The organism is Streptomyces subrutilus, from assembly GCF_008704535.1.
Classification (GTDB): Bacteria; Actinomycetota; Actinomycetes; order Streptomycetales; family Streptomycetaceae; genus Streptomyces; species Streptomyces subrutilus.
This window is the reverse complement of the sequence record NZ_CP023701.1, coordinates 2674535-2689853: the sequence shown is the minus strand read 5'-3', so window position 1 is coordinate 2689853 and position 15319 is coordinate 2674535. Positions and strand designations below refer to the sequence as shown.

The window sequence follows — 15319 nt, the reverse complement described above, 5'->3', positions numbered from 1 at the left end:
ACGGCAGGAAGGAGCAGCAGCCGTGAACGACGAATGGCTCATCTACCGAGGTGTCGGGGAGCCCCACGACGGGATCGACGCCCTGCCCGACCCCCCGCCCTGGCGGGACTTCGACGGCGGCCCGGTCGGGGACGCGGGCGGGACGGGTACGGGCGGGGCGGCGGGCGGGGCGGCCCTCGCGGCCGACGGGAACATCGCCCGGCGGCTCGGCGCGCACCGGCAGGCCGCCGAGCTGCACCGGCCCGAGCCCGAGGAACTGGAGGCGGTCAACGCGGCGTTGTACCTGCGGCGGCCGCTGCTGGTCACCGGCTTCCCGGGCACCGGGAAGTCCACCCTGGCGCACGCCGTCGCCCACGAGCTGAAACTGGGGCGGGTGCTGCGCTGGCCGGTGGTCTCGCGGACGGTCCTCCAGGACGGGCTGTACCGGTACGACGCCATCGCCCGGCTCCAGGACGTGCAACTGGCGGCGAGCGGGGCCGCCGGGAGCGGTGGCGGGGCCGGGGGCGTCGGCGCGGGTGGTACCGGTGGTGCGGGCGGTGTGCCCGGGATCGGGAAGTACATCCGGCTCGGGCCCCTGGGGACGGCGCTGCTGCCCTCCGAGCGGCCGCGCGTGCTGCTGATCGACGAGCTCGACAAGAGCGACATCGACCTGCCGAACGACCTGCTGAACGTCCTGGAGGAAGGGGAGTTCACCCTTCCCGAACTGGAGCGGGTGGCCGACACCGAGCCCGAGGTGCGGGTGCTGACCGACGACGGCGCCAAGGCGGTGGTCCGCGACGGACGGGTGCGCTGCCGGGCCTTCCCGTTCATCGTCCTGACCAGCAACGGCGAACGGGACTTCCCGGCCGCCCTGCTGCGCCGCTGCATCCAGCTCAAGCTGGGGCAGCCGGGCGAGAAGCGGCTCGCCACCATGGTCCGCGCCCATCTCGGCGAGGAGGCCGCGCGGCTGGGGGCCGACCTGATCCGCGAGTTCCTCACCCGGTCCCAGTCCGAACTGGTCGCCGCGGACCAGCTGCTCAACGCGATCTACCTGACCCACCACGCCTCGCCGCCCACCCGCGAGGACCTGGCCGACCTGCTGATCCAGCGCCTCGACCGCCCGAGGTGACGGCCCGTGCCACCCACCGACGCACCGCCGCCCGGCGGTCCTCGCGCCGTTCCGTCCGAGACGCCGTCCGAGGTCCCGGTCGGCGCACCGGCCGACGCCCCGCCCGGAGCACCGGGGTCCGACGAGCCGGGCCTGCGGCGGTTGGTGGCCCTGTTGCGGGCCGCCGGGCTCGATCCGTCCGCCGGGGAGGTCGCCGACGCCCTGTGGCTGGCCGCCCGCACCGGCGGCCGGGCCCCGGCCGGGACCGTACCGCGGGAGGCGGCGCCGCCGGCGTCCGCGACCGGCGGGCGGCGGACGGGCGCGGGGGAGGCGGCGGCCGGGGCGGCGGGGCCGCGGGAGGAGCCGGAGCGGCCGGTCGCCGAGGACGCGGTCACCCTGTACGCGCCGGGTGCGCGGGCCGCCGCCGGGGACGGGACGGAAGCGGAGGTCCCGGTCGAGGCCGCGGTACGGGTCCGGGTGCCCGGGGCGGCCGCGCTGCCCCGCATCCTGGAGATCCAGCGGGCCCTGCGCGCCCTCCAGCGGCACCGGCCGGCCGCACGGCCCGCGCGGACGGTGCTCGACGAGCAGGCCACGGCCGAGGCCAGCGCCCGGACCCTGGGCCCGGTCGTGCCGGTGTTCCGGCCGGACGGCCGGCGCGAGGCGACCGTCCGGCTGGTGATGGACGCGTCGCCGTCGATGGCGGTGTGGCAGGACATGTTCGAGGAACTGCGCTCCGTCTGCGAGCGCCTGGGCGCCTTCCGAGACGTACGGGTCTGCTACCTGCACCGGCTCGCGGACGGCGGGGCGGCGCTCGGCCGCGGCCCGGTCCCCGACGCGGGCCTGCGCTCGGCCGACCAGCTCCGCGACCCCACCGGGCGGGCCCTGACCATGGTGGTCTCCGACTGCGCCGGGCCGCTGTGGCGCGAGGGCGCGGCGCAGCGGCTGCTGCACCGGTGGGCCGAGTGCACGCCGTGCGTGGTCGTGCAGCCGCTCCCGCAGCGGCTGTGGAGCCGCAGCTGGCTGCCGACCGAGCGGGGCACCCTGTCCCGCGCCGGGGACGACGGCCGGCGGCTGACGTTCCGGCCGGACCGTCCGCCGCTGCCGGGGCGGCCCGCGGGCGGGCTGGCCGTACCCGTGCTGCCGCCGAGCGCGACCGCGCTCGGGGCGTGGGCGCGGCTCGTCGCCGGACTGGGCACCGGGCGGGTGCCGGCCGAGGTGGGCCGGGTGCTGGCCGGCCACCCGGCCGCGCCGGCGCCGCCGCCGAGGGCGGTGCGGCCGCCGCGCGAACTGGTGGGACGCTTCCGCTCCTCGGCCGCGCCCCGGGCCGTACAGCTGGCGGTGTACCTCTCGGCGGCGCCGCTGACGCTGCCCGTCATGCGGCTGGTGCAGCGCACGATGCTGCCCGACTCGGAGCCGTCCGACCTGGCGGAGGTGCTGCTGAGCGGGCTGCTGCGGCGCTCCGCGGCGGGCCGGGCGGGGGAGTGGTACGAGTTCGTGCCGGGGGTACAGGACGTGCTGCTGGGGCCACTGGGGCGGGACGAGGCGGCGCTGGTGCTGAAGCACTGTTCGGAGTACGTGCTGGCCCACTTCGGGCGGGGCGTAAGGAACTTCCCCGCGCTGGCGGTGTCCCAGCTGACGGGGGCGCCCGTGACGGAGCCGGACCCGGGGCCGGGCCCGTCGGGTACGGGTACGGGCGGCGGTGGCGGTGAGGGCGAGGCGGGCGGGATGCCGGCGGGGGCGCTCGCGCAGGCCTTCGCGCAGGTGTCGGCCAAGGTCGTGCGGCGGTACCTGCCCGGACCGCCCGGTCCCCCCGGGGCGGTGCTCGCGGAGGGACCGCCGGGGCCGGGGCGGGCCCGGGCCGTGCGGGCGGCCCGGGAGCGGCTCGCGGGCGGGGACGGGGAGGCCAGGGCGGTGTACGAGGCGGTGGCCGTGCTCCGGCGGGCGGTGGCCCTGCCCCCGGGGCCCGGCGACCCGCCGGAGGAGGCGGAGACCGAGCTGGCCGGGGCGCTGCTGCGACTGTGGTCGGTCCAGCGCGACCCGGAACTGCTGGCCGAGGCGGAGCGGTCCGTGACGGGGCTGCGGACGGCGCCGGCCCGGGCCGTGCTGGGCCGGGTGCTGTACGAACGGGCCCTGGCGGGCGCACGGCCCGACGCGGAGCTGCTGGCGGCGGCGGACCGGGAGTTCGCGGCGGCCGGCGCCTCGGCGGGCGGGGGTGAGGCGGGTCCGGCGGGGGAGCTGCGGCGGGACTGCGCGGTGCGGCGCGCGGAGGCCCTGATGCGGCTGTCCGAACTGCGCGACGACCCGGGCCCGCTGCGCGAGGCCCGAGCCGCCCTGGAACTCCTGACGGGCCCGGCCCCGGCCCTGCCGTCGGCCTCGCGTACGGCCCCGAGCCCGGCCCCCGGCGCGGGCGGGGACGCCGGTGACGGCCATGGCGCGGGCGGCGGGCCCGGGCCGGACGGGGCGGGGGCCGAGGAGGACGGGTCCGGCGACGGCTCGGGCCCCGGTGACGGAGCGGTGGACGAACCGGGCGGCGGAGCGGACGAGAACGCGGGCGGGCGGCCCGGTTCGGGTGGCGGGGTGCGGTACTTCGGGCCGGAGCTGGCCTCGGGGCGGGTCCTGCTGGCGCTGTCGGGCCGCACGCCGGAGCCGGCCGGGCGGGCCGCCCTGGCCGGGGAGGCCGCCGCCCGGCTCGGCTGGGCGCTGCGGGCCCCGGAGACCGCGGCCGGGCGGGGCGAACGGGGCGACCGGCGGCGGGCCAGGGTGCGGGTGGAGCTGGCCGGGGCGCTGCGGTACCTGCCCGCGCGGCTGGAGGAGGCCGCCGGGCAGCTGGCCGCCGCCCTCGCGGAGGGCGGCGGGGACGCGGAGCTGCGGGTCGCCGCCCTGGTGTGCCTGGCCCGCGTGCACCGGGCCCGCTACGCCCGGGACGCCGACCCGGTGGCGCTGGAGGACGCGGCCGAGGCCTACGGCCGCGCCCGGAGGCTGATCCCCCGGGACGCCGAGGCCTTCGGGGAGCTGCTGCCGGAGTGGGGCGACGTGCTCCTGGACCGGGCCCGGGCGGCGGACGGGCGCCGGTTCACGGGGACCGCCGTACGGGTGCTGCGCGAGAGCCGCTCGGCGGTCGCGCAGTCGGACCCGAGGACGGCGCGGCGGCTGGTACGGCTGGCCGCCGGGCTGCGGCTGCGGCACGCGTACGAGGGGGACCCGGTGGACCTGCGGGAGGCGGAGTACCTGCTGGAGCTCGCCGTCCGGCACAGCCGGAGCCCCCTGGAGCGGGCGCGGGCGTGGCGGGACCACGGCGACGTGCAGCAGAAGATCCACGGACACACCCGGGCGGTGGAGCGGCTCGACCGGGCGGCCGACTCCTACCGGCGGGCGTGGCGGGCGGCGTTGGAGGCCGCTGCGGGCGAGGACCGGGACACGGCCGTCCCCCTCGCGGCCCGCGTACAGGAACTGCGCGGGGCGGTGCTGGAACGCCTGGCACGGCCCCGGGCGGCGCTGGACGCCTACCGGGCCGCGCTGGAGCTGTGGCAACGGGCCGGTGAGGACGCCGGCGGCCCCCGCCCGGAAGCGGTACGGGCCAGGATCCACGCCTTGGAGGCGCTCCTGTAGGCCGCCCCGCAGGGCCACCGCCCACCCGCCGGGCCGGCTCCGCGCCCGCCCGCCCCCGCGCCGGGGCGGCCGGGTGCCCGCGCCCCCCGGGGGTGCGGCCCGGCCCGTTCGTTTCCGAGGGGCGGGGGAGGGGGAAAGGGCAGGGGACGGGCGAGTGTGCGAGTCGACGGGGGTATCTGCGGCCCATGGTGACGCAACGTCAGGAACTGTCCGCGACCCGTGCGTGCCCCCGGCGGCTGCCGGACCTCTCGGGGCTCGACCTGGCCGCATTGCGGGGGATCGACCATCCCGTGCTCGCCGAGGTGATCGAGGGCATGGTGGACCGGGTCACCCATCCCGCCGAGATCCTGAACGCCTTCGACTCCGGGGTCGCCTGAGCCGTGCGAGCGATGGGAGCCGTGAAAGCCGTGCGCGCCGTGTGAGCGAACGAGCCGCGTGCGCCGTGTGAGCTCCGCGGACCCCGACCGGACCCGACCGTCCCCGGCCCCGTGTGCCGTGCAGTTGACCACTTTCCGCCGTTAGCGGGCACCCTCCCCAGGGCAGGGATGGACCGTCCGCAGGGGGCACTTTCCGGCGGGGGCTCGGGCGGGAGGCACAGGCGATGAGGCAAGCGATCACGGGCGGCGACGCCCTGCTGCCCGCGCGCTCCGGCCGGGTCCTGCGGGCGCACCACGCCCGCCACGCGCCGTGGCCCTACGCCCGTCTCGACGTACCCGCCCTGCGGGCGGCCGGCCACCGGCCCCACCCGATACGGCAGTTCGTGCTCAAGACGCGCAGCCGCTGCAACCTCGCCTGCACCTACTGCTACGTCTACGAGATGGCCGACCAGGGCTGGCGCGACCAGCCCGTCACCATGACCCCGGCCACCATCGCCCGCGCCGCCGACCGGATAGCCGAGCACGCCGCCGCCCACGACCTGCCCCGCGTGGACCTCGTGCTGCACGGCGGCGAGCCCCTGCTCACCGCGCCCGCCCGGCTGGCCGGGCCCGTGGACGCCGTACGGGCCGCCGTCGCCCGCAGCTCCCCGCGCACCCGCGTCACGGCCGCCGTGCAGACCAACGGCACCCTCCTCACCCGAGGCCGCCTCGCCGCCCTGGCGGACGCGGGCATCCGGGTCGGCGTCAGCCTCGACGGAGGACTGCCCGTGCACAACGACCGCCGCGTGGACCGCTCCGGGCGCCCCGGGTTCGCCGCCGCGGCCCGCGGGCTGCGGCTCCTGGCCCGGCACCCGGACAGCTTCGCCGGGGTCCTGTGCGTCATCGACCTCGACCAGGACCCGGTGGAGACGTACGAGTCCCTGCTCGCCTTCGCCCCGCCCCGCCTCGGGCTGCTCCTGCCGCTCGCCAACCGCAGCTCCCCGCCCCCCGGCCACCGCGCGGACCGCCCCGGCCGGGCCCCGTACGCGGACTGGCTGCTGGCCGTGTTCGAACGCTGGTGGCACGACGGGGAGCGGCGCACCGGGATCAGGATGTTCGAGGAGATCATCGCCCTGCTGCTCGGCCTGCCCGCCGCCACCGAGACCCTCGGGCTCGCGCCCGCCACCACCGCCGTCATAGAGACCGACGGCACCATCGAACAGGCCGACTCGCTGAAATCCGCCTACGAGGGCGCCGCCGCCACCGGGATGACGCTGGCCGCGCACAGCTTCGACGACCTCCTCGACCACCCCGGGTTCGCCGCCCGCCAGCTCGGCCGGGAAGCGCTCGCCGCCGGCTGCCGGGCCTGCGAGCTGGTGGAGGTGTGCGGCGGCGGGCACTACCCGCACCGCTACCTCGCCGGCGAGGGCTTCCGCCAGCCCTCCGTCTACTGCGCCGACCTCCAGGTCCTGATCCGCCACATCGCCGCCGCCCTCCACACGGCGGCCGCCGCCCCGCCGCCCCCGGGACCCGGCCCCGCGGCCCCGCCCGCCATCGGGCCTCCCGGGGCGCGCCCGGGCGGCACCCGCCGGGCGGCCGCCCCGTGACCGGCCCCCGCGACCCCGTCCCGGCACCCGACCGCCCCGCCCCCGGCCGTGCCCGCCCGCCCGCGCCCGGCGAACCCCGCGACCCGCTCGCGCCCTTCGCCGTCCCCTCCCGCACCCTGCGCGCGCTCGCCTCCACCGAGCCCTCCGCCGACGGCACCCGCCTGGTCCGCGACATACGCCGCTCCAAGCGGCTGGTGCTGCTCCGGGCGATCCTCGACGCCGCCCCCGGCGGACCGGCCGGGGAGGCCGCAGACCACTGGTCCCTGCTGGAGGAGGCCGAGCGCAAGGACCCGTCCGCCGTACGCGACGTACTGCACTACCCCGCCACCGGAGTCTGGGCCGAGGAGACCCTGCGCCGCCTGCACGCCCCGTACGGGCCGGCGCCCGACCTCGACCACCTCGGGGCCCTCGCCGCAGCCGCGGCCCTGCGCGCCGGGATCGACTTCGCCACCACCCTGCGCCCCCGGCACGGCCGCCTCCTCCTGCCCACCCTCGGCCTGCTGCGTCCGCCCCACCCCGGCCCGGTCACCCTCACCGCGGGCTCCTGGGACCCCGACGACCCGGCCGCCCTCCCCCTGCACGCCCTGCCCGGCGGCGGCACCTCCCTCGACGACCTCGATCCCTACCGGGCGCCCGACGGCGCCCACCCGGCGCCGGTCCGCCCGGCCCGCCGGCTCACCCCCAAGGGACACAAGCGCTGGGACACCCAGTGGTCCGGCGCCCTCACCCTCCTGGAGCGGTACGACACCCAGCGCGCGGGCGAAACCGTCCAGCTCCTGCGCTCCGTCGTGCCGCTGGCCGGCGGCTCCCGCTCCAGCGGCGCCACCCTGCCCGCGGCCGCCGGCTCCGTGCTCGCCCGGACGCAGCCCCCGCCCGCGCTCGCCGCCACCCTCGTCCACGAGGTCCAGCACGGCAAGCTCGCCGCCCTCGCCGACGTACTGACCCTGCACACCGCCGACCGCACCCCCCGCCACTGGGCCCCCTGGCGGACCGACCCCCGCCCCCTCGACGGGCTGCTGCACGGCGCCTACGCCCACCTGGCCCTGGCCGGGTACTGGCAGCGCGCCGCCCTCTACGGGGCCCGGGGCGCCTGGGCCCAGCACGCCCGCATCCGCGCCCAGGTGGCCGCCGTCCTGCCCGTCCTGCGCGAGCATCCGCACCTCACCCCTCCCGGCCGGGAGTTCGTCGAGGCGATGCACGGCGCCGAGCGCGCCATGGACGACCTGCCGCCCCCGGCCGACCAGCACGCCACCGCCCGCCGCGCCGTCGAGCGCGAGCGCCGCTCCTGGTGCGAGGCGCACCCCGAACTCGCCCCGTTCACCCGGGTCCGGGACACGGCGCGGGGACCGGACGCACCCGAGAACCGCGACGCCGGACAGGGCTGACGGGCCGTCCGCTGCGGTACCTTTTCAACCCCGTCCAGCGCCCGGATTCCAGGGAGACGGCCGCATGACCACCGGTAGCCGACAGGACCGCGACGAGGCGGCCCAGCACCAGGGCCACCAGCACCAACACCCGCACCAGCACCAGCCGGTCCAGGCCCAGGGCCACGGCCAGAGTCCGGGCCAGGGCCCCGGCCAGCTCCCGCCGCAGCGCTTCGTCATCAGCTTCGCCGGATTCAACCGCCCCTGGGCCGTGTGGATCGCCCACCGGCTGGAGGAGCACGGCCACCGCGTCGCCCTCCAGCGCTGGGACCCGCAGAGCACCGGACTGGTGCCCGCCCTCGACGACCTCGCCCGCTCCGGCAGCCGGGTCCTCCTCGTCCTCAGCGAGCGCTACTTCTCCGCCGGCACCCACACCGACGAGGAGTGGAACACGGCGCTGCGCACCGTCACCGACGACCACCCCGACCGGTTCGCCGCCGTCTGCCTCACCGACGCCCCGCTGCCCAGCGCCGTCGCCGTCCTGGAGAAGACCGACCTGTGGGGCCTCGACGCGTACGAGGCCGAATACCGCGTGCTGCGCCGCCTGGAACTGCCCACCGACCGGATCGGCACCGAGACCGGCCGCCGCGGCCCCCGCTTCCCCAACGACCCGCCCGAGATCTGGGGCCGCGTCCCGCGCCGCAACCCCCGCTTCACCGGCCGCAACGACGTCATCGGCACCCTGCGCGCCGCCCTCACCGAAGCCCCGCCCGGAGCCTCCACCGTCACCCTCCTCGGGCTGTCCGGCGTCGGCAAGACCCAGCTCGCCACCGAGTACGCCTACCGCTTCGCCTCCGAGTACGACGTCGTCTGGTGGGTCCCCGCCGAGGACCGGCCGACCCTCCGCGAACGCCTCGCCGACCTGGCCCCCGCCCTCGGCCTGCCGCGCGGCGCCGGCAGCTACGGCGAGCAGATCCGGGCCGTCCTCGAAGCCCTGCGGCGCGGGAACCCGTACCACCGCTGGCTGCTGGTCTTCGACGGCTGCGACAACCCCGACGACCTCACCGACCTGCTGCCCTCGGGCGCGGGCGACGTCATCATCACCTCCCGCAACCGGGAGTGGGCCGCCCGCCACACCAGCCTCGTCGAAGTGCCCCTCTACGCCCGCCCCGAGTCCGTCACCTTCATCCGGCGCCGGGCCCTGCGGCTCACCGCCGAGGAGGCCGACCAGCTCGCCGAGGCCCTGGAGGACTACCCGCTCGCCCTCGACCAGACCGCCGGCTGGCTCGCCGACTCCCCGCTGACGGTCGGCGACTACCTGGCCCTGCTCCAGAGCCGCCTCGACTCCCGCGACGCCGTCACCGTCTCCGACGACTACCCGCTGCCCTTCCCCACCGCGCTGGCCATACTGCTCAACAACGTCCGGGAGAACTTCCCCGACGCCCTCGCCCTGCTGCGGCTGTTCGTGTTCTTCGCCCCCGGGCCGGTGCCGCTGCGGCTGCTGAGCGAGTTCCCCGTCGACGACGTGCCCGAGCAGCTCGCCGGGCTCATCAACGACCGGATCAGGTGGAACGCCGCCCTCAACAAGCTCGTCCAGTTCTCCGTCGTCCGCCTGGAGTACTCCGACCTGCCCGTGGAGGAGGGCGGCGGCGGGCTGGAGACCGTCCAGCTGCACCGCATGGTCCACGGCATCGTCCGCGCCAACCTCTCCCGGGATGAGGCCGAACCGCTGGCCCGCGCCGTCCGCCAGGTCCTCGCCGCCGCCGACCCGGGACGCCCCTCCGACGCGCGGCTGTGGCCCCGCTACGCCGAACTCGTCCCCCACCTCGACCCCGCCGGCGTTCTGACCAGCAGCAACCCGCGCATCCAGACGTTCCTGCTGCACTGCCTGCGCTACCTGATCCTCGCCGGCGAGTACCGCACCTGCCTGCGGCTGTGCGAGGAGACCGACCGGTCCTGGCGGGCCCTGCTGGGCGAGGACCACGCGAAGGTCCGCGAGCTCAGCTACCCGTACGGCGGGGCCCTGCGCAACCTCGGGCTGTTCCGCCGCGCCGAGACCCTCACCCGGGCCGTCGCCGACCGGCTCACCGAGGAGCGCGGCGAACGCGACCTGGAGACCCTGCGCGCGAGCAGCGCCTACGGCGGCGTCCTGCTGTGCATCGCCGCGTTCGAGCCCGCCCGCGCGATCTTCGAGCACGTCCTGGCCACCTACCGCGAACTCCTCGGCGAGGACGACTCCACCACCCTCGACGCCCAGAACAACCTCGCCGCCACCTACCGCCTGCTGGGCCGCTACCAGGAGGCCTACGACCTCGACCTGGACACCCTGCGCCGGCGCGAGCGCGTCCTGAAGTCCCTGCACATCTCCACCCTCGCCTCCGGCATCGCCTGCGCCATGGGGCTGCGGCTGACGGGCCGCTACCGGGAGGCCCAGACCCGCCAGGAGCAGGGCGCCCGGCTCAACGCCCAGGTCCTGGGGGCCGGCCATCCGCAGACACTGCGCGCCGAACACAACCTCGGGCTGTGCCTGCGCCGTTCCGGGGACATCCCGGGAGCCGGGCTGCGGCTGCGGACCGTGTGGGAGCGGGCCACCCGCGTCTTCGGGGTGGACTACCCGTGGACCCTGATGGTCGCCTCCGACTACGCCACCTACCTGCGCGAGTACGGGGACATCGGCGAGGCCCGCCGGATCTCCGAGGACGTGGTCCGCGGCTACCGGTCGCAGCTGGGCCCCGACCACCCGTACAGCATCGGCACCGTCGGCAACCTCGGCCTGGTGCTCCGCGCGCAGGGCGAGCGCGCCGAGGCCCTGGACCTGGCCGAGCGGGCACTGACCGGGATGCGGGGGGCGCTCGGGGACCGCCACCCCTGGACGCTGGGCTGCGCCCTGAACGCCACCGGGCACCGCAACATCACCGGACGGCTGGAGGACGCGCTCGACCTCAGCCGCGAGACGCTGCGGACCGCCGAACGGGTGCTCGGCCCGGACCACCCGATGACGCTGAGCGCACAGATCGCCCTGGCCGCGGACCTGCGGTCGGTACGGGAGGACGTGGAGGCCGGCAAGCACGAGGAGGCCGGCATCCGGGGCCTGGCCCGCACGCTCGGGGCACAGCACGTCCACACGGTCTCGGCGAAGCAGCGGACCCGGCCCTACTGGGACTTCGAACCCCAGCCGTAGCCCCAGGGGGCCCGGCCCCGCCGCCGAGCGCCGGAAGGCCCGGCCCCCTGGGGGGCCGGGCCTTCCGTACTGCCGAACCGCGCGCCGACTAGGCCTCGAAGACCTCGTTCAGGAGGAGCTGCTGCTCCGCCTGGTGCCGCTTGGCCGAGCCCACCGCCGGGGACGAGCCGTGCGGGCGCGAGATGCGCCGCAGGCGCTCGCCCGCCGGGACGTCCGCGCCGACCGCCAGGTCGAGGTGGTCGATCAGGTTCAGCGCGATGAACGGCCACGCACCCTGGTTCGCCGGCTCCTCCTGCGCCCAGATGTACTTCGCGGCGTTCGGGAACTTGGCGATCTCCGCCTGGAGTTCCGCGCCGGCCAGCGGGTACAGCCGCTCGATGCGGATGATCGCGGTGTCCGTGATGCCGCGCTTCTCCCGCTCGGCCTCCAGGTCGTAGTAGACCTTGCCCGCGCAGAAGACGACCTTGCGGACCGCGTTCGGGTCCACCGTGCTGTCGCCGATGACCGGACGGAACGAACCGGTGGTGAACTCCTCCGCCTTCGACGCCGCGGCCTTCAGGCGCAGCATCGACTTCGGGGTGAAGACGATGAGCGGCTTGTGGTGCGGGTTGTGGACCTGCCAGCGCAGCAGGTGGAAGTAGTTCGACGGCAGGGTCGGCATCGCGACCGTCATGTTGTCCTGCGCGCACATCTGCAGGAAGCGCTCGGGACGCGCGGACGAGTGGTCCGGGCCCTGGCCCTCGTAGCCGTGCGGCAGCAGCAGCGTGACGCCGGAGGTCTGGCCCCACTTCTGCTCGGCCGAGGAGATGAACTCGTCGACGACGGTCTGCGCGCCGTTGACGAAGTCGCCGAACTGCGCCTCCCACAGCACCAGCGCGTCCGGGCGGGCCAGCGAGTAGCCGTACTCGAAGCCCATGGCCGCGTACTCGGAGAGCAGCGAGTCGTAGACGTTGTAGCGGGCCTGGTCGTCCGACAGGTACTGCAGCGGGGTGTAGTCCTCGCCGGTCTCCCGGTCGATGAGGACCGCGTGGCGCTGGCCGAACGTGCCGCGGCGCGAGTCCTGGCCGGAGAGCCGGACCGGAGTGCCCTCCATCAGCAGCGAACCGAAGGCCAGGGTCTCGCCCATGCCCCAGTCGATGGTGCCCTCGTCGATCATCGCCGCGCGGCGCTGCAGCTGCGGCAGCAGGCGCGGGTGCACGGTGACGTTGTCGGGGATGTTGACCTGGGCCTCGGCGATCCGCTTCACGAACTCCTGGGAGATCGCGGTGTTCACGGCGACCGGGAACACCTGCGCGACCTGCACGGGCGCCACCGGGGCGCCGGCGGCCGGCTGCGTGGCGGCCTCGCGGACCTCCGCGAACACCTTCTCCAACTGGCCCTGGAAGTCCTGGAGCGCCTGCTCGGCCTCTTCCAGCGTGATGTCGCCACGACCGATGAGGGACTCGGTGTACAGCTTGCGCACCGAGCGCTTCTTGTCGATCAGGTCGTACATCAGCGGCTGCGTGAAGGCCGGGTTGTCGGACTCGTTGTGGCCGCGGCGGCGGTAGCAGATGAGGTCGATGACCACGTCCTTGTTGAACGCCTGGCGGAACTCGAAGGCGAGCCGCGCGATGCGGACCACGGCCTCCGGGTCGTCGCCGTTCACGTGGAAGATCGGCGCCTCGATCATGCGGGCCACGTCGGTCGCGTACATCGAGGAACGCGAGGACTCCGGGGCGGCGGTGAAGCCGACCTGGTTGTTGATGACCACGTGCACGGTGCCGCCGGTGCGGTAGCCGCGCAGCTGCGACATGTTCAGCGTCTCCGCGACCACGCCCTGGCCCGCGAAGGCCGCGTCGCCGTGCAGGGCGACCGGCAGGACCGTGAAGTCCGTGCCGCCCTTGTTGATGATGTCCTGCTTGGCGCGGACCACGCCCTCCAGGACCGGGTCCACGGCCTCCAGGTGGGAGGGGTTGGCGACGAGCGAGACCTTGATCTGCTCGCCGTCCAGGCCGGTGAAGGTGCCCTCGGCGCCCAGGTGGTACTTGACGTCGCCGGAGCCGTGCATGGACTTCGGGTCGAGGTTGCCCTCGAACTCGCGGAAGATCTGCGCGTAGGACTTGCCGACGATGTTCGCCAGCACGTTCAGCCGGCCGCGGTGTGCCATGCCGATCGCGACCTCTTCGAGGCGGGCCTCGGCGGCCGAGTCGATGACCGCGTCGAGCAGCGGGATGACGGACTCGCCGCCCTCCAGGGAGAACCGCTTCTGGCCGACGTACTTCGTCTGCAGGAAGGTCTCGAAGGCCTCCGCGGCGTTCAGCCGGCGCAGGATGCGCAGCTGCTCCTCGCGCTCCGGCTTGCTGTGCGGGCGCTCGATGCGGTCCTGGATCCAGCGGCGCTGCTTCGGGTCCTGGATGTGCATGAACTCGACGCCGGTGGTGCGGCAGTACGAGTCGCGCAGCACGCCGAGGATGTCGCGGAGCTTCATCATCGACTTGCCGGAGAAGCCGCCGACCGCGAACTCGCGCTCCAGGTCCCACAGGGTGAGGCCGTGCTCGGTGATGTCGAGGTCGGGGTGCTTGCGCTGCTTGTACTCCAGCGGGTCGGTGTCGGCCATGACGTGGCCGCGGACCCGGTAGGAGTGGATCAGCTCGAAGACGCGGGCGGCCTTGGTGACGTCGTCGTCGTGCGAGGCGTCGATGTCCCGGAGCCAGCGGACCGGCTCGTACGGGATGCGCAGCGCCTCGAAGACGTCGTCGTAGAAGCCGTTCTCGCCGAGCAGCAGGTTCGCGACGATCCGCAGGAACTCGCCGGAGGCCGCGCCCTGGATGACCCGGTGGTCGTAGGTCGAGGTCAGCGTCATGACCTTGGAGATGCCCAGCTTGTTCAGGGTGTCCTGCGAGGTGCCCTGGAACTCGGCGGGGTAGTCCATGGAGCCGACGCCCATGATGACCGACTGTCCGGGCATCAGGCGGGGCACGGAGTGGACGGTGCCCAGGCCGCCGGGGTTGGTCAGCGAGACCGTGACGCCGGTGAAGTCGTCCATCGTCAGCTTGCCGACGCGGGCGCGGCGGACGATGTCCTCGTACGCCTGCCAGAACTCGAAGAAGTTGAGGGTCTCGGCCTTCTTGATGCCGGCGACGACGAGCTGGCGGTCGCCGTTCGGCTTCACCAGGTCGATCGCCAGGCCGAAGTTGATGTGCTCCGGCTTGACCAGGGTCGGCTTGCCGTCCTTCTCCGCGAAGGAGTGGTTCATCGACGGCATGGCCTTGATGGCCTGCACCATCGCGTAGCCGATGAGGTGGGTGAAGGAGATCTTCCCGCCCCGGGCGCGCTTGAGGTGGTTGTTGATGACGATGCGGTTGTCGAACAGCAGCTTCACCGGGACGGCGCGCACGGACGTGGCCGTGGGCACCTCCAGCGAGGCGTTCATGTTCTTGACGACGGCAGCGGACGGGCCGCGGAGCGTCACCAGCTCGGGGCCCGCGGGGGCCTCGGCGGCAGGCGCGGCCTTCGGGGCTGCGGAGGAGGGAGCGGCGGCCGGAGCCGCGGCCTGAGGGGCGGGCGCGGCCGGTGCGGCGGCCTGGGCCTGGGAGGTGGCAGTCACAGCAGGGGCACCAGAGGGGGTGGCAGGAGCAGGGGCAGGAGCTGACACGGGCGTGGGCGCGGCGGCAGAGGTCGGCGCGGGCGCGGGTGCGGCCGTCGCTCCGGAGGAGCCGGAGACGGAACCGGTGTCCGCCGCCCCCGAGGCGGCGGTGGCCCGCGGGGCCGCGGCGACGGCGGGGGCGGCCTGTGCGGAGGCGCCGTCCGTCGTCGGGGACGTCTTCGGCTCTTCGGCCTTCACGGGAGCGGCAGCGCCCCCCGGCTTGTAGTCGGCGAAGAAGTCCCACCAGGCCCGGTCGACCGAGTTCGGGTCCTGGAGGTACTGCTGATAGATCTCGTCGACGAGCCACTCATTGGCGCCGAAGCCTGAGGCAGGGTTCTTCCCGCCCCCTGCTCCTTCGGTCGTGGTGGTCGAGTTACTGGGGGACTGTGGCGACACGGCGGCAACCGCCCTCTTCCGCTTCACAAGGTATGGACAGCGGGAATAAAGGCTACGCCTCCTCCGCCGCGAGATGCAGACCGGGCGGGACTTA

Annotated in this window: 7 protein-coding genes; 6 read left to right on the top strand and 1 reads right to left on the bottom strand. The window is 75.4% G+C overall.

What is annotated here, in order from left to right:
* Positions 1 to 22: 22 nt before the first annotated feature.
* From CP968_RS11370 to fxsT, 6 genes are all read left to right on the top strand, one after another.
* Complete coding sequence (locus CP968_RS11370) at positions 23 to 1108, top strand: AAA family ATPase (protein WP_150517902.1); 1086 nt, start codon at positions 23 to 25, stop codon at positions 1106 to 1108.
* A 6-nt stretch (positions 1109 to 1114) separates the two neighbouring features.
* Positions 1115 to 4696 carry an SAV_2336 N-terminal domain-related protein gene (locus tag CP968_RS11365; RefSeq protein WP_150517901.1) on the top strand — a complete coding sequence of 1194 codons (3582 nt, stop codon included), beginning with the start codon at positions 1115 to 1117 and terminating at the stop codon, positions 4694 to 4696.
* Between the two features lie 185 nt (positions 4697 to 4881).
* A complete protein-coding gene (gene fxsA, locus CP968_RS11360; RefSeq protein WP_150517900.1) occupies positions 4882 to 5073 on the top strand; it encodes an FxSxx-COOH cyclophane-containing RiPP peptide in 192 nt (63 codons plus the stop codon).
* 224 nt (positions 5074 to 5297) lie between these two features.
* Positions 5298 to 6659, top strand: coding sequence for an FxsB family cyclophane-forming radical SAM/SPASM peptide maturase (locus tag CP968_RS11355; protein WP_150517899.1), 1362 nt, complete (start codon positions 5298 to 5300; stop codon positions 6657 to 6659).
* The gene (locus CP968_RS11350; RefSeq protein ID WP_150517898.1) at positions 6656 to 8044 is read left to right on the top strand and encodes an aKG-HExxH-type peptide beta-hydroxylase; all 1389 of its coding nucleotides are present in this window, start codon (positions 6656 to 6658) and stop codon (positions 8042 to 8044) included. The genes CP968_RS11355 and CP968_RS11350 overlap by 4 nt, the downstream gene beginning before the upstream one ends.
* A gap of 64 nt (positions 8045 to 8108) precedes the next feature.
* A complete protein-coding gene (fxsT, locus tag CP968_RS11345; protein WP_208835985.1) occupies positions 8109 to 11204 on the top strand; it encodes an FxSxx-COOH system tetratricopeptide repeat protein in 3096 nt (1031 codons plus the stop codon).
* 88 nt (positions 11205 to 11292) lie between these two features.
* On the opposite strand, the gene CP968_RS11340 is transcribed toward fxsT, so the two are convergent.
* Entirely contained in the window at positions 11293 to 15225 is a 3933-nt protein-coding gene (locus tag CP968_RS11340) for a multifunctional oxoglutarate decarboxylase/oxoglutarate dehydrogenase thiamine pyrophosphate-binding subunit/dihydrolipoyllysine-residue succinyltransferase subunit (protein ID WP_150517897.1), read from the bottom strand.
* Between the last annotated feature and the right edge of the window lie 94 nt (positions 15226 to 15319).

What these genes read in the sequence shown, in the direction of transcription:
- fxsT (WP_208835985.1), top strand. Translation starts at nt 8,109, where the DNA reads ATGACCACCGGTAGCCGACAGGACCGCGACGAGGCGGCCCAGCACCAG.
- fxsA (WP_150517900.1), top strand. Translation starts at nt 4,882, where the DNA reads ATGGTGACGCAACGTCAGGAACTGTCCGCGACCCGTGCGTGCCCCCGG.
- CP968_RS11355 (WP_150517899.1), top strand. Translation starts at nt 5,298, where the DNA reads ATGAGGCAAGCGATCACGGGCGGCGACGCCCTGCTGCCCGCGCGCTCC.